General features: G+C 38.3%; 19 protein-coding genes, 14 tRNA genes, 1 rRNA gene and 2 riboswitches. Of the genes, 29 read left to right on the forward strand and 5 right to left on the reverse strand.

Annotated elements, in window-relative coordinates; translation table 11 throughout:
- From rrf to J2S77_RS09130, 17 genes are all read left to right on the forward strand, one after another.
- A 5S ribosomal RNA gene (gene rrf, locus J2S77_RS09050) occupies positions 1 to 95 on the forward strand; the annotation flags it as partial.
- Between the two features lie 34 nt (positions 96 to 129).
- A tRNA-Asn gene (locus J2S77_RS09055) sits at positions 130 to 204 on the forward strand.
- 7 nt (positions 205 to 211) lie between these two features.
- Positions 212 to 303 (forward strand) — tRNA-Ser (locus J2S77_RS09060).
- 10 nt (positions 304 to 313) lie between these two features.
- Positions 314 to 385, forward strand: a tRNA-Glu gene (locus J2S77_RS09065).
- Positions 386 to 394: 9 nt separating this feature from the next.
- Positions 395 to 470, forward strand: a tRNA-Val gene (locus J2S77_RS09070).
- A gap of 101 nt (positions 471 to 571) precedes the next feature.
- Positions 572 to 648: transfer RNA gene (locus J2S77_RS09075), tRNA-Met, on the forward strand.
- A 2-nt stretch (positions 649 to 650) separates the two neighbouring features.
- Positions 651 to 727, forward strand: a tRNA-Asp gene (locus J2S77_RS09080).
- Positions 728 to 752: 25 nt separating this feature from the next.
- Positions 753 to 828, forward strand: a tRNA-Phe gene (locus J2S77_RS09085).
- A gap of 8 nt (positions 829 to 836) precedes the next feature.
- Positions 837 to 922, forward strand: a tRNA-Tyr gene (locus J2S77_RS09090).
- Positions 923 to 927: 5 nt separating this feature from the next.
- A tRNA-Trp gene (locus tag J2S77_RS09095) sits at positions 928 to 1,001 on the forward strand.
- 4 nt (positions 1,002 to 1,005) lie between these two features.
- Positions 1,006 to 1,081, forward strand: a tRNA-His gene (locus J2S77_RS09100).
- A gap of 8 nt (positions 1,082 to 1,089) precedes the next feature.
- Positions 1,090 to 1,164, forward strand: a tRNA-Gln gene (locus tag J2S77_RS09105).
- A 3-nt stretch (positions 1,165 to 1,167) separates the two neighbouring features.
- A tRNA-Gly gene (locus tag J2S77_RS09110) sits at positions 1,168 to 1,242 on the forward strand.
- Between the two features lie 40 nt (positions 1,243 to 1,282).
- Positions 1,283 to 1,356 (forward strand) — tRNA-Cys (locus J2S77_RS09115).
- Positions 1,357 to 1,621: 265 nt separating this feature from the next.
- A riboswitch (cobalamin riboswitch) is annotated at positions 1,622 to 1,816 on the forward strand.
- A gap of 138 nt (positions 1,817 to 1,954) precedes the next feature.
- Positions 1,955 to 4,231, forward strand: a complete 2,277-nt coding sequence (locus J2S77_RS09120; protein WP_306976638.1) for a ribonucleoside-diphosphate reductase subunit alpha — start codon at positions 1,955 to 1,957, stop codon at positions 4,229 to 4,231.
- A 12-nt stretch (positions 4,232 to 4,243) separates the two neighbouring features.
- Positions 4,244 to 5,284 carry a ribonucleotide-diphosphate reductase subunit beta gene (locus J2S77_RS09125; RefSeq protein WP_306976640.1) on the forward strand — a complete coding sequence of 347 codons (1,041 nt, stop codon included), beginning with the start codon at positions 4,244 to 4,246 and terminating at the stop codon, positions 5,282 to 5,284.
- Between the two features lie 77 nt (positions 5,285 to 5,361).
- Positions 5,362 to 5,444, forward strand: a tRNA-Leu gene (locus J2S77_RS09130).
- A 127-nt stretch (positions 5,445 to 5,571) separates the two neighbouring features.
- On the opposite strand, the gene J2S77_RS09135 is transcribed toward J2S77_RS09130, so the two are convergent.
- On the reverse strand, positions 5,572 to 6,012 hold the full coding sequence (locus tag J2S77_RS09135) for a cell wall hydrolase (RefSeq protein ID WP_306976643.1): 441 nt from the start codon (positions 6,010 to 6,012) through the stop codon (positions 5,572 to 5,574).
- A 666-nt stretch (positions 6,013 to 6,678) separates the two neighbouring features.
- On the opposite strand from J2S77_RS09135, the gene J2S77_RS09140 reads away from it, so the two are divergent.
- On the forward strand, positions 6,679 to 7,692 hold the full coding sequence (locus J2S77_RS09140; protein WP_306976645.1) for a DUF3231 family protein: 1,014 nt from the start codon (positions 6,679 to 6,681) through the stop codon (positions 7,690 to 7,692).
- A 115-nt stretch (positions 7,693 to 7,807) separates the two neighbouring features.
- Here J2S77_RS09140 and J2S77_RS09145 read toward each other — a convergent pair whose 3' ends face one another.
- Positions 7,808 to 8,311 carry a DUF3231 family protein gene (locus tag J2S77_RS09145; RefSeq protein ID WP_306976648.1) on the reverse strand — a complete coding sequence of 168 codons (504 nt, stop codon included), beginning with the start codon at positions 8,309 to 8,311 and terminating at the stop codon, positions 7,808 to 7,810.
- Positions 8,312 to 9,007: 696 nt separating this feature from the next.
- Here J2S77_RS09145 and J2S77_RS09150 point away from each other — a divergent pair.
- The 6 genes from J2S77_RS09150 (at position 9,008) to J2S77_RS09175 (ending at position 15,093) form a co-directional block, all read left to right on the forward strand.
- Complete coding sequence (locus tag J2S77_RS09150) at positions 9,008 to 9,331, forward strand: ArsR/SmtB family transcription factor (RefSeq protein ID WP_306976650.1); 324 nt, start codon at positions 9,008 to 9,010, stop codon at positions 9,329 to 9,331.
- A 33-nt stretch (positions 9,332 to 9,364) separates the two neighbouring features.
- On the forward strand, positions 9,365 to 10,306 hold the full coding sequence (locus J2S77_RS09155; RefSeq protein ID WP_306976651.1) for a cation diffusion facilitator family transporter: 942 nt from the start codon (positions 9,365 to 9,367) through the stop codon (positions 10,304 to 10,306).
- Between the two features lie 30 nt (positions 10,307 to 10,336).
- Positions 10,337 to 11,152: a ZIP family metal transporter gene (locus J2S77_RS09160; protein WP_306976653.1), complete on the forward strand. Its 816-nt coding sequence runs from the start codon at positions 10,337 to 10,339 to the stop codon at positions 11,150 to 11,152.
- A gap of 134 nt (positions 11,153 to 11,286) precedes the next feature.
- A riboswitch (purine riboswitch) is annotated at positions 11,287 to 11,388 on the forward strand.
- Positions 11,389 to 11,514: 126 nt separating this feature from the next.
- A complete protein-coding gene (locus J2S77_RS09165) occupies positions 11,515 to 12,876 on the forward strand; it encodes a nucleobase:cation symporter-2 family protein (RefSeq protein WP_370871812.1) in 1,362 nt (453 codons plus the stop codon).
- Complete coding sequence (locus J2S77_RS09170; RefSeq protein WP_306976655.1) at positions 12,863 to 13,855, forward strand: aromatic ring-hydroxylating dioxygenase subunit alpha; 993 nt, start codon at positions 12,863 to 12,865, stop codon at positions 13,853 to 13,855. Before J2S77_RS09165 ends, J2S77_RS09170 begins: the two co-directional genes overlap by 14 nt.
- A 224-nt stretch (positions 13,856 to 14,079) precedes the next feature.
- Positions 14,080 to 15,093, forward strand: a complete 1,014-nt coding sequence (locus J2S77_RS09175; protein WP_306976657.1) for a DUF3231 family protein — start codon at positions 14,080 to 14,082, stop codon at positions 15,091 to 15,093.
- Positions 15,094 to 15,249: 156 nt separating this feature from the next.
- Here J2S77_RS09175 and J2S77_RS09180 read toward each other — a convergent pair whose 3' ends face one another.
- Positions 15,250 to 16,167, reverse strand: a complete 918-nt coding sequence (locus tag J2S77_RS09180; RefSeq protein ID WP_306976658.1) for a DMT family transporter — start codon at positions 16,165 to 16,167, stop codon at positions 15,250 to 15,252.
- A 79-nt stretch (positions 16,168 to 16,246) separates the two neighbouring features.
- Complete coding sequence (locus J2S77_RS09185; RefSeq protein ID WP_306976661.1) at positions 16,247 to 17,638, reverse strand: tetratricopeptide repeat protein; 1,392 nt, start codon at positions 17,636 to 17,638, stop codon at positions 16,247 to 16,249.
- Between the two features lie 174 nt (positions 17,639 to 17,812).
- Between J2S77_RS09185 and J2S77_RS09190 the strand changes: the two genes are divergently transcribed.
- From J2S77_RS09190 to J2S77_RS09205, 4 genes are all read left to right on the forward strand, one after another.
- Positions 17,813 to 18,730, forward strand: a complete 918-nt coding sequence (locus J2S77_RS09190; protein WP_306976662.1) for an alpha/beta hydrolase — start codon at positions 17,813 to 17,815, stop codon at positions 18,728 to 18,730.
- Positions 18,731 to 18,904: 174 nt separating this feature from the next.
- Positions 18,905 to 19,549: a GntR family transcriptional regulator gene (locus J2S77_RS09195; protein WP_306976664.1), complete on the forward strand. Its 645-nt coding sequence runs from the start codon at positions 18,905 to 18,907 to the stop codon at positions 19,547 to 19,549.
- Between the two features lie 258 nt (positions 19,550 to 19,807).
- Positions 19,808 to 20,569: an SDR family NAD(P)-dependent oxidoreductase gene (locus J2S77_RS09200; RefSeq protein WP_306976666.1), complete on the forward strand. Its 762-nt coding sequence runs from the start codon at positions 19,808 to 19,810 to the stop codon at positions 20,567 to 20,569.
- A 118-nt stretch (positions 20,570 to 20,687) separates the two neighbouring features.
- The gene (locus J2S77_RS09205; RefSeq protein ID WP_306976668.1) at positions 20,688 to 21,686 is read left to right on the forward strand and encodes an LLM class flavin-dependent oxidoreductase; all 999 of its coding nucleotides are present in this window, start codon (positions 20,688 to 20,690) and stop codon (positions 21,684 to 21,686) included.
- A 68-nt stretch (positions 21,687 to 21,754) separates the two neighbouring features.
- Here the strand turns inward: J2S77_RS09205 and J2S77_RS09210 are convergent, their stop codons facing one another.
- On the reverse strand, positions 21,755 to 22,696 hold the full coding sequence (locus J2S77_RS09210; protein ID WP_306976669.1) for an alpha/beta hydrolase: 942 nt from the start codon (positions 22,694 to 22,696) through the stop codon (positions 21,755 to 21,757).
- 378 nt (positions 22,697 to 23,074) lie between these two features.
- Between J2S77_RS09210 and J2S77_RS09215 the strand changes: the two genes are divergently transcribed.
- A complete protein-coding gene (locus tag J2S77_RS09215; RefSeq protein WP_306976671.1) occupies positions 23,075 to 24,262 on the forward strand; it encodes a DUF4317 domain-containing protein in 1,188 nt (395 codons plus the stop codon).
- Positions 24,263 to 24,281 lie beyond the last annotated feature (19 nt).

Genomic DNA, 24,281 nt, shown 5'->3' on the forward strand with positions numbered 1-24,281 from the left:
GTCACACCTGTTCCCATGCCGAACACAGCAGTTAAGCTCTCTAGCGCCGATGGTAGTTGGGGTTCTTCCCCTGCGAGAGTAGGACGCCGCCGGGCTGATCAATTCTCCTTCAAGGACAGTTGAAAATATTCCAGCGTAGCTCAGAGGTAGAGCAATCGGCTGTTAACCGATTGGTCGCAGGTTCGAATCCTGCCGCTGGAGCCATTTTTTTGGAGAGCTGTCCGAGTGGTCGAAGGAGCACGATTGGAAATCGTGTAGGCCGCTACCGCGGTCTCGAGGGTTCGAATCCCTCGCTCTCCGCCATTAATTATACGGCCCGTTGGTCAAGCGGTTAAGACACCGCCCTTTCACGGCGGTAACACGGGTTCGAGTCCCGTACGGGTCATTCTTGACCGGAGGATTAGCTCAGTTGGGAGAGCACTTGCCTTACAAGCAAGGGGTCGGTGGTTCGAGCCCGCCATCCTCCACCATTGAAATTATTAGTTGACTTTCATTTTAAAAAAACGTAAACTAATAAACGTGTCATGTTTGAAAAGTTAATCTGTTTTCAAAGTGAAAAAACAGACAAAATCGCGGGGTGGAGCAGTCTGGTAGCTCGTCGGGCTCATAACCCGGAGGTCGTAGGTTCAAATCCTACCCCCGCAACCAAAGGTCCGGTAGTTCAGTTGGTTAGAATGCCTGCCTGTCACGCAGGAGGTCGCGGGTTCGAGTCCCGTCCGGACCGCCATTTAAATTTAAATAGTATTACATATGGCTCGGTAGCTCAGTCGGTAGAGCAACGGACTGAAAATCCGTGTGTCGGCGGTTCGATTCCGTCCCGAGCCACCATTTGTTTTGGAGGGGTAGCGAAGTTGGCCAAACGCGGCGGACTGTAAATCCGCTCTCTCAGAGTTCGGCGGTTCGAATCCGTCCCCCTCCACCACTTATAGGGGTATAGTTTAATGGTAAAACGAAGGTCTCCAAAACCTTTGATGTGGGTTCGATTCCTACTACCCCTGCCATATGGCGGTCGTGGCGAAGAGGTTAACGCACCGGATTGTGGCTCCGGCACTCGAGGGTTCGAATCCCTCCGGTCGCCCCATTTGATATTGGGCCATGGCCAAGCGGTAAGGCAACGGCTTTTGGTGCCGTCATGCGTAGGTTCGAATCCTACTGGCCCAGCCACTAGCGGAAGTAGTTCAGCGGTAGAACACCACCTTGCCAAGGTGGGGGTCGCGGGTTCGAATCCCGTCTTCCGCTCCATTTTTTTAGTTTTAGACTTCTCGAATAATCCGCTTCAGATGGCGGCATAGCCAAGTGGTAAGGCAGAGGTCTGCAAAACCTTTATCACCGGTTCGAATCCGGTTGCCGCCTCCAAAAATTTTTATATGATTACATAAGCCAAGTTGGTAGACAATCTGTTTATCAGCTTTTTTTTATTATAATTTACTTTGAACTTGTTGTTGGGTATACATAGCGGGTCTGAGTGCGTATTTTAACTATTATTGTTCTAAGATAATCTGCAACTAGATGATTTAACTTTAAAATGCTTAATAAAAAAGTATTAAAAACCTCTTGTGTTTTAAATCATTGTTAGATAAACTCTATATATAGTTGATTTTATTTAAATTTAAACTACATATTGTATTCAGCTTATGCGGATGCCTTTATTAGGCTTAAAAGGGAATTTGGTGAAAATCCAAAACTGCCCCCGCAACTGTAAACGTGGATGAAATGGGATCGCCACTTTATAAGATTAGTCAATGCTGCTTATAAGGGAAGGTCCAGAGTAAAGTGAAGCGTGAGTCAGGAGACCTGTCTGTATGAGCCGAGTTACATTGTCTTCGGGGTGAAAGAGAATGGAACGACACAGGTGATTACAGTAGGTAAAGAATCCTACTATTGTCATATAGGTCGTTTTATTCGCTTTCAACCCCGTTGAAAGCGAATTTTTTGTTTAGGGAGGCGTGACAGAATGAATACCGTAACTAAAGAAGCAACGAAAGTGGTCACGGGACAAAATCAGGAATCATTTTCAGAGGAACGTTTACGAGGATTTATTAAACGAGTAACCAGGGGATACGATCATTTAGACGTAGAGCCTTACGAAGAAAAAGTGTTGACGGCTATTGGCAGCAAGGATGAAGTGACTAAAGGACAAATAACAAATGAGTTGTTGTTAAGAGGTCTCGATTTAATTAGCCCAGAGGAACCTGACTGGACATTTGTATGTGCCAATATTTACTTAGAGCAACTATATAAAGAAGCAGGACAAAACAGAGAATACGAAGCGAGAGAGCGTTATGGTTCTTATCATGACTTACAACATGTACTAGCCCAAAAACAAATTTACAGTGGTGATATTTTAACGTCATATACGGCTGAAGAACTGAAGCAAGCTGAGAACATGATTGATCCTGAAAGAGATCGCTACTTTACGTATATTGGACTACGAACACTGGCCGATCGTTATCTAGCAACGGATCATGAAGGACGCGTTTATGAATTGCCTCAAGAACGTTTTATGACGATTGCATTGACGTTAATGATGAACGAGCCGGAATCGAAACGTATGGAATGGGTTGAAGAAGCATATTGGGCATTGAGCAATCTTTATATGACGGTTGCCACACCGACGTTAGCAAATGCAGGTAAATCTTATGGCCAATTGTCGAGCTGTTTTATCGATACCGTCGATGATAGTTTGCAAGGGATTTATGATTCGAATACGGACATAGCGAACCTATCAAAAAATGGTGGAGGTATTGGCGTTTATCTAGGTAAAATTCGTTCGCATGGCAGTTCGATTAAAGGATTCAAAGGTGTTTCAAGTGGTGTGATGCCATGGATGAAGCAATTAAATAATACGGCTGTTAGTGTTGATCAACTCGGTCAACGTCAGGGTGCTATTGCGGTTTATTTGGATATCTGGCATCAGGATATATTTAAGTTTTTAGATGCGAAATTAAATAATGGTGACGAGCGTCAGCGTACGCATGATTTGTTTACAGGCGTGAGTTTGCCTGATCTTTTCATGGAGAAAGTGGAGGCACGTGAAAATTGGTATTTGTTTGACCCACATGAAGTTCGAGATGTGATGGGCTTTAGTTTAGAAGATTATTATGATGAAGAACAAGGTGCTGGGTCATTTAGAGAAAAGTATGAAGCGTGTGTGAACCATCCTGATCTAACAAAAGAGACGGTTCCTGCGATTGACGTGATGAAACGGATTATGGTGAGTCAGCTAGAAACTGGTACGCCTTATATGTTTTACCGTGATGAGGCGAATCGGCAAAATCCGAATAGTCACGCTGGCATGATTTATTGTTCAAACCTTTGTACTGAAATCATGCAGAACCAAAGTGCGACAACCGTCGATGAGCAACATACGGAAGACGGCAAAATTGTTGTGACGAAATCGCCTGGGGACTTTGTTGTCTGTAACTTATCGAGTGTTAATTTAGGTAAAGCGGTTCCTGCTAACGTCCTTGAGCGTTTAATTCCAATTCAAGTCCGTATGTTAGATAATGTGATTGATTTAAATAATATTCCTGTCCTGCAGGCACAAATGACGAATCAAAAATACCGTGCGGTAGGATTAGGAACGTTTGGTTATCATCATTTACTCGCTCTAAATAAAATTGCCTGGGAGTCTGAAGAAGCTGTTGAGTTTGCGGATGAGTTATATGAGAAGATTGCCTATTTAACGATTCAAGCGAGTATGGAGCTAGCACAAGAGAAGGGTGCTTATCCATTATTCAATGGCTCAAAATGGCATGACGGACGTTATTTTGACCATAAAGGTTATACAAGTGATGCATGGAACCAGTTGAAACATGACGTGCAGACGTATGGCCTTAGAAATGGCTATTTAATGGCTGTCGCACCGAATTCGAGTACAAGCATTATTGCAGGTAGTACGGCGAGCATTGATCCCATTTTCAAAAAGTTTTATTCGGAAGAAAAGAAAGACTACAAGATTCCAGTGACGGCGCCTGATTTAAGTCCGAAAACAGTTTGGTATTATAAATCGGCCTATGACATTGATCACCAGTGGACAATTGAACAAAACGCCAAACGACAAAAACATATTGATCAATCGATTTCGTTTAATTTTTATGTACGCAATACGATTAAAGCGAAAGAATTGCTCGATTTGCATATGTTAGCTTGGAAATCAGGTTTTAAAACGACGTACTATACACGTTCAACGTCTTCAGACATTGAAGATTGCGTGAGCTGTGAGTCATAAAGGAGGCTAATCATGGAACAAACTATGCATGAACGACAATTATATGATCTTAATGCACCTAATAAGTCAACTGGGATTATTAATGGTGAAAGTTCTAATGTGCTTAATTGGGATGACGTACGGTTTAAATGGGCCTATCCCATGTATAAAAACATGCTAGCTAACTTCTGGACGCCGTTTGAAATCAATATGTCGAATGACCAAAAACAGTGGCCTGAATTAACTGAAGATGAACGCGAATCATTTAAAAAAATTATTGGGTTATTGGCGTTTTTAGATTCTGTACAAACGGATTATTCTGCAAAAGTCGCAGATTATTTAACTGATTCAAGCCTTGCAGCGCTCATGCAAGTATTATCGTTTCAAGAAGTCGTTCACAACCAGTCCTATTCATATGTCCTGTCATCCCTTGTGGACAAACAAGAACAGGATGAGATTTTTGAGTATTGGAAGCATGATGAGATCCTAATTGAACGGAATCAATTTATCGCCGATGGATATGAACGATTCGTTAAGGAGAAATCACCACAGGCATTTTTAGAATCGGTCGTATATGATGTCGTCTTAGAAGGATTGTTTTTCTATGCAGGGTTCGCGTTTTTCTATAATTTAGCTCGTAATCAAAAGATGGTATCAACGAGTACGATGATTAACTATATTAATCGTGATGAACTATTACACGTGAATCTGTTTGCTCATATTTTTAAAGAAACGTTAAACGAAAATCCAGAACTGAATACAGATGAGAATCTGCAATTTGTGACGGATACATTTCGCGAGGCGGCAGCACTTGAGGTGAAGTGGGGCGAACATATTATAGGTAATAAAATTGACGGGATCAATATGGATGAATTAGAACAATACATTCAATATACAGCGAATAAACGTTGTAAGTTAATGGGTGTGCCTGTTCCATTTCCGGATGTGCATGATAATCCGCTTAAGTGGATCAAAGCTTATAAAGACGCCGATGAAGGCAAATCCGATTTCTTTGAGCAAAAGTCGCGTCAATACACAAAAGTGTCGGATGATAATGGATTTGATGAATTGTAAATTTGAGTGCTTTTAGTATCTTGACAAACAAGCCAATTCGTCATATTATGGTTAATGCACGTAAAAAACGTGTCCATGCCGGTGTGGCGGAATTGGCAGACGCGCGTGACTCAAAATCACGTTCCCTCGTGGAGTGCCGGTTCGAGCCCGGCCACCGGTATTATTAATTAAATAAAGTCTTTTTAAGAAACTTTATAGAACTCACAAATGTTGATTAGTCAATGTTTGTGAGTTTTTAATTTAGCTAACAATCAAACAGCTCACCCCACTCATTGTGGGGTGAGCTGTTAATATCGATAAGCACTTTCACATGTATTAGCTTGTGGTTCGTAATAACAATGTTCTTTGTATCGTCCTGTAATGGGTTGACCGAACCATGTAGGCGGGCACTCACCGTACGGGTTAAAATACCAAAGCGCATATTGAGCAGGTTGTTGTCTCCAATACTCGATAACTTGTCGTGCTAATCTTTTTTCTGCTTCTCTTGCTGATTGGTAAAATAAATTACCTGCTTGCACGGCTTCAAAAGAATAATTTCCACCTTGAACTTGGAAAATCACGTCACGTATAGATCTTAAATCTTCAAAATCTAAACAATTAGCTCGTGCTCGATTAACAATGACATTTCCAACCATAAGCATTCCTAATTTTCCTTCACCTACAGCTTCTGCCCTCATCATTCTTGCAATTAAATCAATATCACTCTCTGTATAAGCAACTCTTGCCACACATATCACCTCTTAAGGATTTTATGAAAAAATTTTGGGGGAAATGTAAGATTTTCAAAACTTTTATTTAAATGATTAGAAAAGCTACATGATGCCAGGCTTTAGTTGATAAAACAACCATTTAGGGTTAGAACATGAATATATACGAATGTAAGCATATTTATAAGGGATAATCCCCTTAGGGCTAATTACAAAATATAAATAATGATCATGAGGCTTTAGATAATGCAATGTAATTTGTTTTTTCGCAAACGTTTAAGCCACTTGATGAGCCGACTAGAATTCAGGTTTTTCATCTGTTACTTAACAGTTAATATTCATTGTATAAAAAAGCTCAACCTTTAAATATCGGACAATTAATGATGTCACATCAACTTCGATTTTTGAAAAATTAAGTTTAGTGAAATATTGACGAGAGGGTACGAAGTTATATTATTCACATGATGATGAATATGTGATGAAAATGTTAGAACGAAAGCTTGAATACTCTAATCATAATTAGCATTGTTTAAGCTAGGGTGTGGGTAATGATTTCCTTCCTTTAGTCCACTTTCTAATTGAACAATTCACTCTATTTACTTCCTATAGACCAAAATTTTTCACATATAAGAGAAACGATTTGGGCAGACTGATGATTAGAATAAGCATTATTGAGGAGTGAAGGTAATGGATTCAGCACAACACAATAACCTTAAATTAACATCAGCAGAAATCACGAATTTATGGAATACATATATGAATGAAAGTGGTTCCATTTGTCATTTACAATATTACTTGAATATTGTTGATGATGCTGAAATTAAACAGATTATTCAACATACTTTAGATATTTCTATTTCACAAATTGAAACCATAAAAAGCATATTTACGCAAGAAGGTTACCCTATTCCACACGGCTTTAAATTAGATGAGGACGTTGATGAAGCTGCACCAAGACTGTTTTCTAATACTTATTGTTTAAATATGCTTAATGAATTAGGGAAAATAGGTTTGAATTCATATAGAGCCGCCATATCTTTAGCGGTAAGAGACGATGTATACCAATTCTTTAGCCAATGTCTGCGTGAATCAGATCATCTTATAAAACAATCTAATGATTTATTGTTGAAAAAGGGGTTGTATGTTAAGTCTCCTTATCTCCCGAATCCAGAATCGTTTGATTTTGTTAAAAAGAAGAGTTTTTTATCAGGGTTTTTTGGAGAAAAAAGACCCTTGATAGGTGCTGAAATCACCAATTTATATGCCAATTATAAAAGAAATGCACTTGGTAGTGCTACCATGATGGGGTATAGTCAAGTCGCACAAAATGATGATGTCGTGAAGTTTTTGCGAAGAGGAAAGGAAATTGCACAGAAGCATTGTGAAGCATTTGGTTCAATTCTTAGAGATGACGATTTACCTAGTCCGATGTCTTTGGATACTGAGGTAACTGATTCAACCACATATACTTTTTCTGATCGGAAGATGTTATTTTATGCAACAACTTTAATTTCGCTTAGTATTGGTTATTATGGCGAAAGTATGTCCATGAGTCCTAGAAGGGATATTGGTACAATGTATAGCAGATTAGTTGCCGAAATATTAAAATACGCTGATGACGGGGCTAAAATTATGATTAAACATGGATGGATGGAAGAACCGCCTCGGGCATTAGACCGTGATGAACTTACCAAAAAATGAATGAACAAATGTTATAAATGATAAAGTATTTTTAAATAAATACGAACATAACTCGATATGGGATTATATTTAAAAACCAGAGCAGTAAATGCTCTGGTTTTTGTATTAGAATCCTTTAATCATATTTCTTATGCATCGGAGGTAAGACTAACCATCCTTTATCTTTGTTCATTCTAAGAGCTTTAGATCCTGCTTGAACCTTATTTGTGTGGAGTCGTTCAAAAAGCATCGCGATATCTTCTCTGGTAGATTGCCCGATAGCCTGACTACATGCGACGAGACCTTGAGAGATATTAATCGAAATGGCTGCACTAATTTCTGGATCATTTACTCGAGCTCCAACTGGTATATCCTCAAGGTTAGCGCTAGCACGTTCAGGAGGTGATGGTGGGAGAACAACACCGTTCACTTTTAGGATTTCCTCTATGTCTTGAATTTCTTGTTTGATACCTTGTTCGAGTTCTTCCAAAAAGCGTTTCAATTCACGATCTCCTGCATGATTGTAAAAGACTTGATAGGATACAGAATTTCCTTTTGCAACAGACAAGTAGCTCCAAAGACTATAAACTTCAGCGTAGTTTAATGGTTCTTTTTGTTGACTTCCGCTTAAAATACCCAATGTAAAACACTCCTTATTTGGATTTATCACAGGTATTATTTGCAGGAAATATACTTATTATTCATGTTGAAAATAACGATTGTGATTTACATTAATTGATTAGACTTGTCATTAGCTATGTTTTCTCATAAATAATGGCTTCATAATGAATGGCGATCACGAATGTAAATATATGTGAGGCTAATGGTGTAAGTTGAAAAAGTATGACCGCTTGAAGACTACTTTTAGTTTTCTCCAGTTACTTTTTGATCATGTCGAATTGTTAGTATAAGCATTACAATACTAAAGGCCATAGAAATCAATGTGCTAGTTATGAGTAGTCCTGTAATTAAATTGAGCTTTTTATCCAAAATAATATCACTCCTTCTATCTATTTGCGATTAGTTTTGTCTGGTAATAAGAAATTTATTACTAGAAATGGACATATTTTGGGCAGCGTTATTGAGCATTGTATTTAAATGAACTTGCTCTAATTGTGGCTTTTTAGTTGGTTATCGATTTACATTGCTACTTTTTCAATAACGTTTTCATAATCATCCTTATAAGTCTTATCATAATGACCAAACCAGTATATCAAATCTGTTGGCATCTAGAGGATTTATTATGTATAAAACCGATTTTTGACATCTTAGCACCTATTATATTACTATATGAACATATACTGTTATAATAATTATAAATAATAGGGTGGTCCTTATGACAGATGAGCACAATATAAATATTAATCATAAAGATTTGGATGAAGAGACCCTTTTTGTGGTATCACAAACGTTTAAAGCGCTTGGTGATCCGACCCGAATTCAAATTCTTCATTTACTCTTTGACAGGGAATACTCTGTGAACGGTATAGCGCAAGCTTTAGAACTCAGGCAATCAGCAGTGTCACATCAACTTCGATTTTTAAAAAATTTACGCTTAGTTAAATATCGACGTGAAGGCACAACGCTTTATTATTCGCATGATGATGAACATGTGATGAAAATGTTAGAACAAACGATTGAACACGCTAATCATAATTAAGTTCGTCCGACTGTTTAAGCTGGAGGTATTGAAATGGGACACGATCATAATCACACACACGGTGCCAATAAAAAGGCTTTATTAATTAGTTTCTTGATCACGACTGGGTTTATGATTGTAGAAGCAATCGGTGGCTTCATCACCAATAGTCTCGCTTTATTATCTGACGCTGGTCATATGTTGAGTGATTCTGTATCACTCGGTGTTGGCTTATTGGCGTTTACTTTTGGTGAAAAAGTTGCCGATTATAGTAAGACGTTTGGTTATAAACGGTTTGAAATATTAGCGGCTGTATTTAATGGTGTAACGTTAGTGTTGATTGCGTTTTATATTTTTTATGAAGCTTATGGACGCTTTCTAAATCCACCTGAAGTCGCATCAACAGGTATGCTAATCATTGCGATTACTGGTTTATTAGTTAATATATTAGTCGCTTGGATTTTGATGAAGCAAGGTGACACGGAAGAAAACTTAAACCTACGAGCGGCATTTCTTCATGTATTAGGGGATTTATTAGGTTCTGTAGGAGCTATCATGGCTGCGCTATTAATCATTTTCTTTGATTGGGGCTGGGCAGATCCTATTGCGAGTGTGATCGTTGCTATCTTGGTTTTAATAAGTGGCATAAGAGTGACACGTGAATCGGTCCATGTCCTAATGGAAGGGAAACCTAAAAATGTTGATTTAGATGAAGTGGTTAAGACGATTAAACGGATCGATGGTGTTCAAAACATTCACGACTTACATGTTTGGAGTATAACAAGTGGTCAAAACGCATTGTCCTGTCATGTCGTTGTGGAAGGTGATTTATCGATTAGTGAATGCCAATCACTACTTCGACAAATCGAACGTCATTTAGAACAGCAAAATATCGGTCACGTGACTATTCAGTTAGAAAATGATGGTCACCCGCATGGTGATTCGTTAATGTGTCAACTTGATACAGAAAGTCATCATAATCACGATCATCATTAAAGGATAGATGAGGTTTTGGAGTGAATAAAAATGTTTGATTTATTTATGTCGTTAGGCCCAGCAATGCAGGCATTAATTGCAACGTTATTTACGTGGGGGATGACTGCTTTAGGGGCTGCGCTTGTATTTACTAAGAAAACAATGAGTCAAAAATTGCTCGACGGCATGTTAGGTTTTGCTGGGGGTGTCATGATTGCTGCTAGTTTTTGGTCGTTATTGGCACCTGCTATTGATATGGCTGAATCCGATGCTTTGCCAGCATGGATAGCTGCTGCGTCAGGTTTTTTAATGGGTGCTTTGTTTCTTTGGGGGATTAATAAATTGATCCCACATTTGCATCCTAATACATCAATGACAGATGCAGAAGGCTTGAATCCTACTAAAAGAAAGCGAAGTACTTTGTTAATTTTAGCGATTACCCTTCATAATATTCCAGAAGGTTTAGCGATTGGAGTGTCGTTTGGGGCTGTTGCAGGTGGTTTTGACTCCACATCACTTGCAGGTGCTGTGACGTTAGCACTCGGAATCGGAATTCAGAACTTTCCAGAAGGAACAGCTGTCTCTATGCCGCTTCGAAGAGAAGGAATGTCACGCCGGAGAAGTTTTATGTATGGACAATTTTCCGGTATGGTAGAGCCGATCTCAGCTGTAGTCGGTGTTTTAGCGGTATCGATTATGGAACCATTATTACCGTTCGCTCTTAGTTCTGCAGCAGGTGCGATGATTTTCGTCGTCGCTGAAGAAGTGATTCCTGGATCCCATGAAAATGGACATAAAGATTTAGCGTCATTGAGTTTGATTGTCGGTTTTACGATTATGATGAAGTTAGATGTGGCACTTGGTTAGTGAAGGGTTAGATAAAAAACAAACTTTATAAATATATGGTTGATTAATTATTCGGTTTTTGTTAAATTATAATTGTTAGTTGAAATAAAAAATGTTTTTCAACTTCAATTAACGAACTTTTAATAATTAAATAATGGTTCGATCTATATGTTTTTCATATAATAGCGGGGATATGGCCTGCGAGTTTCTACCAGTTTACCGTAAATAAACTGACTATGAAAAGCAGTACAAGATGTAGTCTATCTATGTTGATTCGTGGACAAGTGTAGGTTATACAGCTCGTCGTACATGCTTTTCAGAAGAAAAGTATGTGTGGCGAGCTTTTTTATTAAGATTAGAAGTCAAGAAGGGATGGGGTTTATTTGGAACAAATAAATGAAAAGAATGATGCGGTATCTAATCATGAAAGAGAAGAGGCTACTTCTACAGGAAAATCGTTATTTCTCGGGTTGCAACATGTTTTGGCAATGGATTTGTTTATTCCTCCTATCATTTTAGCGGGGTTATTGTCGTTATCAGTAGGTGATACAGCATTATTAATTCAAATGACATTCTTAGCGTGTGGGATTGCAACGTTAATTCAGGCAGGGTTTGCGATGAAATTACCCGTCATGCAAGGACCATCATTTGTGCCACTAAGTGCATTAGCTGCTATAGGTTCCACATCAGGTATGGGAGTGATGATTGGAAGTCTGATGCCAGGTGCTTTATTGATCGCCTTATTAGGTAAACCTTTAAAGCTGTTTAGTAAAGTAGTTATGAAATTTATTCCGCCGATTGTGGCAGGTACTGTGATTGTTGTTGTTGGCATTTCATTAATGCCGAGTGCGATTGATTCGATTTACAATGCGGAAGGCAGTTTTAACGTTAATTTCTTTATTGCCTTTTTAACAGCAGCAGTATTAATTGGAAGTATGTATATCGGTGAAAAAAAAGCTTCACGGTTTAAATTTATAAAATTAATATCGGTTATTTTATCGCTTGGAATTGGAACCATCACTGCTTCATTCTTCGGATTAGTCGACTTCTCCTCAGTTGCTTCATCATCATGGTTCGCATTGCCAAGCGTATTCGCCTTAGGAACGCCTACGTTTGAATTGGATGCGATACTAATTATGATGCTGATATACGTGATTGTCGTCATTGAAACAACTGGCACATGGTTTACTGTCAGTGAAGTCTCAGATCATGAGTTAGATAATAAACGCCTAAATGGTGGTGCGTTTGGTGAAGGGTTAGGTTGTTTCATCGGGTCTTTCTTTGGTGGTACACCAGTGACGGGTTACTCATCTAATGCTGGCATTATTGCGATTACAGGTGTTCGTAATCGTAAACCAATTCTAGCAGGTGGTATGATTTTAGTTGCTCTAGGTATGATGCCGAAATTTATGAATGTGATCGCTAGTATACCAGGGGTTGTGATTAATGGTGTGTTCGCAATATTATGTGTAGTGATTATGATGAACGGCTTTAAAGTGATTAAAAACTCGCCATTTACTGAACGGAATATGATTGTGATTGGTGTGCCAGTGATGATGGCCATGTTTGCGGTGCTTATACCAGCTGAGGTGTCGAATTCGCTTCCGAATATCGTTATGTATATTGTATCGTCTGGTACGGCAGTTGGCGCTATTAGTGCACTTGTTTTAAATATTGTCTTACCAGAAAAATCGGATGATCAAGTTATGACAACAGAAAGGGAGATGAATTATGCAGCAAGATAAATTATGGAATCAATGGCATCCTGTTTGTAAAGTGGATGAGGTGACAGATGAACCGAAACAAGTCCATGTATTAGGCGAACCTGTTGTGTTATTTCGTAATGAGAAAGGTGTGCATGCCTTTAAAGATTTGTGCGTCCATAGAGGGGCTTCATTATCATTAGGCAGTGTTGTCGATGGCCGTTTGGTGTGTGCCTATCATGCGTGGGAATATGAATCAACTGGCGCTTGCGTCAAAATTCCAGCACTCCCGTGTGAGCGTCCAATTCCTAAGAAAGCAAAAGCTGTCGTCTATCATTGCCGGACACACTTAGGACTTGTTTGGGTCTGCTTAGGCGATACACCAGAGGCACTTGTGGACTTTCCTGAATTTGATTTAGAAGACCATCGTACGGTGATTTGTGGTCCTTATGATGTAAAAGCGAATGCGCCAAGAATTATTGAAAATTTCCTTGATGTGTCTCATTTGATGTTTGTTCATGAAGGGATGTTAGGTGATGCTGATCATGCTGAAGTCGTTGATTATGACGTGAATTTTGTGGATGGTCGATTTATCACGAGTAAGATTCCTGTTTACCAACCAGATGCTGATGGTCGTGGTCAAGGTGGTTATACAGATTATGTTTATGAGATATTAACCCCAACGGTTGCTCGGTTTACGAAAACAACTGAAGGCATGGATGAGGCACTGACGATTTTTACAGCTGTAAACCAATTAGATGATGAACAATGCCAAGTATTTATGTTGTTAACGCGAAATTATGAACTGGACCAACCAGATGAGCCTTACCGTGAGTTTCAAGATACGATTTTTTATCAGGATTTAGACATTGTTGAAAGCCAAAAGCCGGAATTGCTCCCATTAGATTTACAAGCTGAAATGCACTTGAAATCAGATGCATTAACAATTGCTTACCGTCGTTGGTTAGATGAGTTGGGAATTGAAAATGGTACGATTCCGAAGCATTTATCCCATTCATAAAGAACTATAGGTTGTATTATTCAAAAGAGCCAGAAGCTTATCATGCTTCTGGCTCTTTGAATACTGAAATCCTGTTATTTAAAAGAACTTCAATTCTTGTAATAAAGATTAACTTACATCGCTTGATTTATGCAGTCGTGATTTAAATCTTTTATTATTATTTGCTTTAAGTTGGGTAACACTAAGTTCAGTCTTATTTACAACGGATTGGAGTGCGTATTGGCATGGCAGTAGACAATCAGAATTTACGATTAACCGCTTCAGAGATCACGAACTTATGGACCGCTTATATGAACGATAGTGGTGCGATTTGTCAACTTAAATACTTTGAAGAAAAATGCGAAGATACCGATATCAAGCCTATTATACAACATGCAATCGCATTATCGCAGTCACATCTCGACAAAATAACAGAGATTTTCAATGGAGATAATTACCCCGTTCCTTATGGTTTCAAAATTGAAGAGGATGTGGATCTGACAGCTGGGCGATTATTTTCAGATGTTTTTGTATTATACTATCTTGAACACTTAGGAATTCTAGGATTAAATACGTACAGTATGAGCTTGCCTTATTCGCCTAGAGAAGATGTTCATACTTTTTTCAGTGAGTGTTTGGCAGAGTCTGATCAGTTATTAAAACAAGCAAAAGACGTGCTATTGGAAAAGGGTGTATATAATAAAGGCTCTTATCTTTCGACACCTGATGAAGTAGATTTCGTTAAAAAGCAGAATTTTTTAAGTGGTTATTTTGGGGATAAGCGACCTCTGACCGGCCCTGAAATTACAAATTTGAATGGAAATTATCAACGTAATGCATTAGGAACGGCTATGTTGATAGGATTTAGTCAGGTTGCTAATAAAAAGGAAGTTAGGGAATTTTGTGTGCGTGGTAAAGAAATTGCTCAAAAGCATTGTGACATATTTAGTTCCATTTTGAGCGAAAGTGATGTTAATGTGCCTTCATCATTTGAAACAGAAGTAACAGATGCTACCACATATGTTTTTTCAGATAAGCTTATGATGTATTATACAACAACATTAATTGCAGTAGGTGTTGCTTATTATGGGGCAAGTATGTCCATGAGTCCAAGACGAGACCTAGTTGTTCAATATGATAGGTTACTTCATGAAATTTTGTTATATGCAGAAGATGGAGCTGAGCTTATGATTAAGCATGGGTGGTTGGAAGAACCGCCAAGAGCACTAGATCGTGATGAGTTAGCTAAGAAGAAATAAATTCGAAATGCAAGGATTTATTGCTAAGATCAGAATTAGGATTATTGCCTTTAGGTAAGATGTTGGGTTGTATTATTTAACCAATAAAAACGTGCTCGAAACGATAAGCTGTTTCGGGCACGTTTTTTATTGGAATTATTCTCAGCGCTGCTCAAACTAACTCGATTTAAATGTGATTTGTGATAGAACAATTCCTAATAAGATAAGTGCTGATCCTGTAGTTACACCGATCGTTAATTGCTCGTTCAGTAAAAGACTACTTAATATAAGTCCGAACATTGGAACTAACAATGTTGAAATCGTGGCTGTTACCATATCCACTGTATTCATGATGATATACCACACCGTGAAACAAAGTGCTGAGGCAAGTACTCCAGTAAATAATATGTAGTAAAGACTGACGCTATTTACATCAATTGGTTGACCACTTTCCATGATTAACGTCGCAATAAAAATGCCAAGTACACCGAATAACATTTGAAAGGCTGATGACTGGATTTTGGGTAAGTGTGACACATTTAATCGATAATAAATATTGGCAACAGCCCAAGATACTGCACTGATGATAATTAATATTTCACCAACTATGACTTCTAAGCTTTGGCCGAGCCATATGTCCCAACCTAAAATAGTAAGTAAACCAATCATCCCTGATAGGAGACCAGCTATTTTCCAACGCGTTAAATGTTCCCCTAGAAATTTCACCGCCAATAAACTGCTCCATAATGGCATGGAATATAGTAAGACAGAAGATTTTCCTGCATCCACAAACATTAATGCAAACATGACAAGTGTGAAAACAATAGTCGTTTGTAATAAACCGATTAAGATCAAATGCTTGATATACCGTTTAGGTGGTAAACCTAATCGGATGATCCAAACCACGATTAAGAGTGTTAAAGCCCCTGTTCCGAACCGAAAAGATGAAAATGTAAACGGGCCCATGTAATTAAGTGATTGTTTCATCAGGACCCATGCATAACCCCATATCAAGGTGATTGTCAAAATAAGCCCCCAGATGATGGCTTTGTTCTGAAGGATGGTTGGTTGATTGGTTTGTTCAAGCCTCTCCATGATGTGCCTCCAATAATAAAGTTACTTATTATGGTAACATAACATTGGACAGGTTGCTGATAGAAAGCGATTAAGTCCTTTAATAAGCTTGTTTTTGTGAATCGACATACATTTTCTGATAGACCTCTGATTCAGCCTTCAATCCTTTTTCAAGATAGGTTTTTGATAACCATTTTAACGGTTTCGAGTCATCTGGTCTTAATTCAGATGCCATGCTAAAGCATTCAAGTGCTTGATCCCACTGTTTGAAGTCGAAATATAACTCGCCTAATGTTTGAATATGGTCTAAGTCGTTATTCAAGGCATAGATACGGTCAAATTTAGCTAAGACATTTGCGTTTGAATTCAACTCACGGAATGGCTCGAGCCACTTGTTAAGCTCATCTAAATCATAGTGACCGAGTAATTCACTGACGAAAGGATATAACAATCTGTCTGTATTGGATGAATTAAAATCGATTAATTTGATTAATATTCGTTGTAACCCCTGTGGGTGAGCAGTTAATTTGCGATCTGTTTGTCGAGTGATGATCTCTGTTAGTTGTTTTGCATCTTGAGCATTGAAATCAAGGTCATGTTTTAAAATGATGCTGGATATTTGGTTGAGGTGACCAAATTCAATACATTTTTTAAGTAAACGGTTTTGAAGGGGATTGAATGAATTGTAGCTAGCCAATTCATCATAAAGTTTTAATAAGTCTTCATCAGATAACGCATTAGGAAAGTTCTTTTCAAAGGTTTTTAAGATAGCTTCTGTAGGGGCGGTTTTTAATTGATGATATTGGAGCATTGATAATTCAATTATTCGGTCTTCAGCTTTAAGGTGATCCATGTAGTAATTGAAATATTGCTCAGGATCATTGAACATAATTTTTTCCGATTCAATAACATCCTGTTGGAACAGTTTTTCATTTTGGTCTTGGTACATCGTGAAATATTTTTTGAAAATACGATCGTTTATTAATGATTTAACAAAGCTGTGGTTAGGGGTGAAATCTTTCATAATTTGAATGGTTTGGTAAGCAGAAAATAGGTGGCCTTCGCGTCGGTCTTCATAAAACATAGATTTAAGATGGTCGAAAAGTTGTTGTTTTTTAATAAATGATTCAAACATGGTGAGGATGTAGGCTTGATCATGCTTCGAGTATTTGTCGTTGAGTTTTCGAAGTAATTGCTGGTTATTAATCATTTTCATAGTAGGATTGGCGTCTAGAAAAGCTTTAATGAATGGATGAGGCGCGTGATGGACGTGACCGTAGCTGAAGGCTTTTGCGATAAAGGAAAATCGTTTAAGAGTTGAGGTTGTTTTAGCAGTAATAAATTTTCCTTTGTAGAAAAATAAATAATATAATTGTTGTGTGCTGTCTATTGCTTCGATGATCTGCGCACGGGCATAATTCGTTAATCGTAACGCATCTAGTGTGACGGGTTGCTGTTTGTGATTGTAAATCGTTATGGGCTGTTCAGTCATTAAGAAACCCTCCTTATTATCCTTAGCATATCATAATTTTATTTTATTGAGTATATGTATGCTACATGATATTATCAGAATAATTAAAAATTAATTATTTAAGGGCTGATTTTAATTAAAAAAATCATGAAAGTTATCGTGATTGTTGCTTTGTCGTCTGCGGGAATTTATTTAATGATTGCGCACGGCTTAACGCTATTAGGACCCATTCAAGAACCAAAAGATCAAGCAACGGATTTGAATTTTAATCAAATGGAGATCTCGGAGGAGCAAGTGCCCGAGTTAGAAACATATGAAGCGCGTGACGATATCGAATTATCTTATCGGCATTACCCATCTGAAGCGGATCAAATCCTTATCCTGTTGCATGGATCTGGTTATCACAGTCGTTATTTGGCTCCACTTGCTGATCATTTGGCTGAAACGGGTGTCGCTACGGTTTATACGCCAAATATACGGGGGCATGGACCGAATCCTGAAAATCGTGGGCAAGTTAATTATATTGGGCAACTTGAAGACGACTTAGATGATTTAATTGATGGAGTGAAAACAGAATATCCTGATCAAGAAGTTATACTTGGTGGACATTCGAGTGGGGGTGGCACGGTTATCCGTTATGCGGGTGGTGATCCTGAACATGACTTTTCGGGATATTTATTAATGGCACCTTATATTCATCATAATTCAGAGGTTTATAATAGTGAGAGCGGCTGGGCAAATGTTAGTTTACCACGTATGATTGGTCTTTCGATGTTGAATCAAGTGGGATTATCCTATTTGAACGGTCAATTTGTCATTTCATTTAATATGCCTGAAGTTTATCGAGATGGGACAGAAACGTTGAGATATGACTATCGCCTACAAACATCAATGCATCCACGTTCAGATTATCAGTCTGATATCGACAGATTGGATAAAGAGACGCTCGTTGTTGCAGGTTCAGATGATGAATCGTTTCATGCGGGCGCTTATGAGGATGTTTTTGCTTCCAATGATTTAGTTGATGTGAGTATCTTAGACGCCTTATCTCATTTTAGTGTTCTCCGGGATCAAGAAGCTCAAGAGGTGATGAGTGAGTGGTTAAATGAATAGTTAGTTGTGATTGGTTTTAAATTATTAAAATATATAAACGACCAAAACACGTGTTGATCATCAAAACAGTCATTGATGCTATACGTGTATTTAGATTAATCTCGGATAGGTTCTATAATAATACTGACTCATTTTGATATACTGACCATAAACAATGATAAATGGGGAGAAAACATGTTTAACCATCAATCAGAACATGGTGATTACTTTAGAGAATCACTACCACAATCGATAAGTAAGGAAATTTTGCGGAAGATCATGAAAGGGGAACTCGTTTCTGGTGATAAAATTGTTGAAGAAAATATAGCATCAGAGTTGGAAACGAGTCGAGCTCCTGTTCGTGAAGCTCTATATTTATTACAAGTGAACGGCATTGTCGATCGTATTCCACGAAAGGGAACGATTGTAAAATCATTTACACGTGATGATATTTCAGACTATGTAGAAGTTATGATCCATATCATACAGTATGGTATTGTGGGTGTTTCTAAAGTATGGAATGACACTCATAAAGAAAAATGGCAACAGTTATATGAGGATGTGCTGACGTATTATGGACTCCAAGATTTGATTCATTATCAGCATAGTGCTGAATTGATGCTAAGGTACGTAATGGTTTTAGCGGATAACAAGGCTTTGATGCGATTTTATGATGAGGCGAATCAAATTTTAAATGTTTTCGCTCAAGTCCAGTGGAATCAAGAAACAATGATTCAATTTCATAAGCAATTTGCGAAGTTTGTGGAAGCTTTGGCTGAAGTGAATTTTGAGGAAGCCAAACAATTTGCTAGATATGCATTGAAAGAAGGGGAAGTTTAACAATGTTGTGAGTTTGTTTCACAATCCCATAACATTGTTAGACAAACTCGAAACATTATTAGACAAATCGATAACTTTATTAAACAAAGCGCTCAGATTGTTTAACAATTTGAGCGCTTTGTTTAATAATCTAGGACGGTCCAATAATATTTAAAAATTCAAAATTGTCGACAATGTATAAAAGTTTTTGTTAAAGTAGAATTGAAACCGATTACAAGATTACTAGTTTAAATCCAAAGTAAAAAGGAGAGGTGTCTTATGCAAGGGAAAACAGTTTTAATTACAGGCGGAGCTGGTGGCATTGGTATGGAAACGGCTAAGGCTTTTTTAGATGATGGAGCTAATGTTGCACTAGTAGATATTAGTGCTGATGCGCTGAAAAATGCGAAGGACAAGCTAAATCAGCCTGATAAGATTTTGACGATTGAAGCGGATGTTACCAATGAAGCTGAAGTGAAGCAGTATGTTGATGAAACAGTAGAGACTTATGGGTCTATTGATGTATTCTTTAATAATGCAGCTATCGCTGGACCTGCAACACCGATTAAAGAGCTCGAAAAGGATACGTTCGAACAGATTATGGGCATCAACACAACAGGTGTTTTTCTAGGTATGAAACATGTCATTCAACAAATGGAGAAGCAGGGTTATGGTTCGATTATTAATGCAGCGTCGAATGCGGCTTATATCGGTTCTGCGAATATGGTCGGTTATATCGCGTCGAAACACGCTGTAGCGGGTATGACGAAGACAGCTGCCTTAGAAGAGGCAAGTCATGGTATACGCATCAATGCGGTTGCCCCAGCTGCAATCGATACAAATATGCTGACAGGTATCCAAGAGAACTTAAGCCCAGATGATCCGAATGCTGCGGCAGAAGCTATTAAACAAGGTATTCCAGTCGGACGTTTTGGTACGCCGAAAGATGTCTCAGCTGTTGTTAAATTCTTAGCATCTGATGAGGCAGCCTTTGTGACAGGTTCACTTTATAATGTTGATGGTGGTATGCAAGCTGACTAATTAGATCATTTCTAAAAAGCTTCTCATGGGAAACAAATCCTATGAGAAGCTTTTTTTGGTCAAAATGATTTATGCTAGTTTATGATAGAGGTACGCTAATCATTAGAGGAGTGACAGCATGATTCCTATTAGTATATTAGATTATTCACCGATTTTTGAAGGCTCAAGTGCTCGTGAAGCTTTATTACATACAGAAGAGCTCGCCCAGTTAGCTAATACACTAGGCTTTAAACGCTATTGGGTAGCGGAACACCATCATGTTTTTTCGGTCGCGGGAAGTACGCCAGAGATGTTAATGATGCAGTTAGCAGCGAAAACTGATCGAATTCGACTTGGCTCAGGTGGCGTTATGTTACCTCATTATAGCCCGTATAAAGTTGCGGAAAATTTCCGTATGCTTGAAGCATTTCATCCGAATCGAATTGATTTAGGGATTGGCCGTTCGCCAGGATTTCCGATGGTTAATCGCGCATTAAATGAAGAACGTGGCAGTCGTTTATCATTTGATCAGCAAGTGAAAGATCTTTATAAATATTTAACCGATGACAGCCAAGAAGATCACCGATTTTCGGAATTAATAGCAACACCACAAGTCGATACCATGCCCGAAATATGGTTACTCGGTCGTGGCGGCCGTAGTTCTCGTGTCGCGGCAGATCTTGGGGCGAACTATGCCTTTGCTCATTTTGCACCGTCTTCAAAAGCAAACGGCCGTGATATAACCGATGATTACCGACAACGTTTTAAAGCATCCTCGGTACAAAAACGCCCTTACGTCATGGCGAGCGTATTCGTTGTCATTGCCAATACTGAGGAAGAGGCTGAGACATTAGCTCAAACCTTTGATTTATGGGTGTTGGCTGTCGAATCTGAAGATCAACCTCCCTATATGCCCTCCGTCGAAACAGCTATAGAGCGTGGGTTCACTTCAAAAGAGATAGAGCGCATTCAAGAGAACCGGGATCGTGTTGTAATTGGAACGCCTGATCAAGTTAAAGAAGGATTAAACACGCTAGCTCAAAAAGTTAATGCTGATGAATTGCTTGTGATCCCTCAATTTTATGGCGATAACAACCGTAAGCAAGCACTGAAACTGCTATCCAATGTATGGTTGTAATCCTGACTTTCACATAGGTGAATGGCGTTACGTTTAAACTCGCATAAATGATTATTAAACTTAGATAATTATTTATGTTCCTCAATAAATGACTCGATTCGTTTCCAAGCTTCTTGGCCTTCCGGAATTTCAGGCTGACTAATATAAAAATTATGAAATAAACCTTCGTATTCGATGAATTGTACAGTTGTTCCGGCAGCTTTTGCTTTTTCATAGATGGTCTGGCTATCACTTAATAATAACTCTTCACGACCTGTTTGAATCAAGATAGGAGGAAAGTGATTGTACTCTCCGTAAGCAGGGGACAAATATGGATCAGTTAAATCGTGATCCCCTGCATAAGTGACTGGAACTGGGTACTCAGGTGCGGTATCTGGATTAGGCGATCCGAATAGCGCATCATCTTGAATTTTAGTCTCATATGAATCACCATTTGCTGCTAAATCGGTCCATGGTGAAGCCAATATGAACATGCTTGGTAATGGTTGATCTTGATCGCGCAATTTTAAGCCCATCGCTAAGGCAAGCCCACCACCAGCTGAATCTCCTGTTACCACAATTTCGTCAGGTTCATAACCTTGATCGATCAACCACCTATAGCCTTCCATGGCATCGTTTAAAGCCGCTGGATGCTCTTGCTCAGGCGCTGTACGATAATCAAGAGAGAATACATCAGCACCGTTGTAAACACTAGAGTAACGAACGGCCATTTCATTGTAACGATTCGAAAATTGTTTAATATAAGCGCCGCCATGCAATTGATAGATGACGTGATCTGATGAGCTTTCGTTTTGTGATAATAGATATCCTTTTGATTGTGACAGTTGGATTTGTTCATTTTCGTAAGTCTTAGGTGGGTCCCAACTTTGAAAGCTATATGGCACAGAATTAAACGTTCGTCTTTCATTCGTCAATCTCTGTTCTGTAAAATAGTCAAATTTTGTTGTTTCATTAATATAATGCCCTTGAAAAGAAACGGATAAGTCAGGTCTGCCATAAATTAATGTCAAAATTAAGACTACAATGGACGCAATCCAAATTAGGACATTTTTACCGGTTGAAAAACGTTTATAACACCAAGCAATAATAGCTATAGATATAGCCAAAATTATATAGCTAAACCAGCGTTGATCTAAAATAATAAAGAGAAATAAAAATGCTAGAAAGAGGCTGGTTAATAAAGTAAGGAAAATAATATTTTTAAATGTATGGGTACGAAACCGTGTCAAAATATCACCGCATTTCAATCAAAATATATTCTGGGGTTGATAGAAATCATTACTTCTGATGATCGTGGAATTCAAATTATAGGTAAATGTTCTTTCAAAATAAAAAAAGCGTTATGATAAAATATATCATGCAGTCATCATAGCATAGGAGTGAACACATTGAACAAAAAAGATGTCGCAAACGTACGGAAACAATTCAAAGCTGATAATGATCGCTTAACGATTCATGAAATTTTTAATGTGTATATTATGAAAGAAACGAATGAAATCTATCATCACCAAAGCATGCCTTTTGAGATGCTTGAAGCCGAACAGCAAGAGTTATTCTATCAAAACTTCAAAAAAGTATTAACAGGTCAACTCGACGAGAAATTATTTGAGTTGAAATTCAAACGTGATGTTGAAAATAGTAGTCAGTTGATTCTTCATCAAGGTCTACTAGCACAGGAAACAGATGCTTGGAAGGCTGATATGTTGAAGCTTGTTGAGAAGATGTTAAGTGGGGACCCGTATGACGTAGATATTGTGGTGACATTTATCAAAGCTGAATTTCGTGATCCGTCTAAACAAGTGAGTGAAGAAGCGGAAGAGAGTAGTCACGATAAGATGTACGCTCATCCGTTCATTTTATGTAGTGTTAATAAAACGCAAGATCCGAAAAAGGAATTGCTATTCGATTACGTTGAGAAAGAGTTTAAATATAATTTTGTGGTCGACCCGGTTATTAATTTACAAGCCCCAATTTCAGGGTTCCTATTTCCAGCTATAACAGATAATGCAAGTGATGTTAATCATGTGCTTTATTCTACAGGCAAAGCGAATGCTTTAAATGAACATTTTATTGATGACGTGTTAAATGCGGAAGAAGCAGTGACAGCCGAAGAAGATAAAGCTGTCTTTGAAGAAGTGCTTAAGCGTGTGGCTGGTGAACAAATCAATACACGAACGTTATCGAATGTTTATGAAGAAGTGAATCGCGTCGTAGAAGAGCATGAGGAAGATGAAACACCGACTTTGGATTACAAAGATATAGGTCAAGTCTTTGAGAATAGTGGAGTTAAAGAAGCGAATCCTGAAAAGGTCCAAGAAGCATTTAAGTCGATTATCGATGACGAGTCGTATGAACTGAAGGCAAGTAGTGTCGTACCGAAGTCGAATTCAAAATCGATTAAAATTAAAACAAAAGTGGCGGATATTGCTTTAAAGCCGGAAGATCTTAAATATGTACGCCAGACGATTGTCGGTGGCAAGCTCAATTTAATGATTGAAGTTGAAGAAAATACCGTTGTAGAAGGCTTCGAAATGATTCCTGAGGCATTGATGCAAAAGGCTGAGGATGAGCAATAAGATTTTAGTGAGCTATGAT

This window comes from Alkalibacillus salilacus, assembly GCF_030812915.1.
Taxonomy (GTDB): Bacteria; Bacillota; Bacilli; order Bacillales; family Alkalibacillaceae; genus Alkalibacillus; species Alkalibacillus salilacus.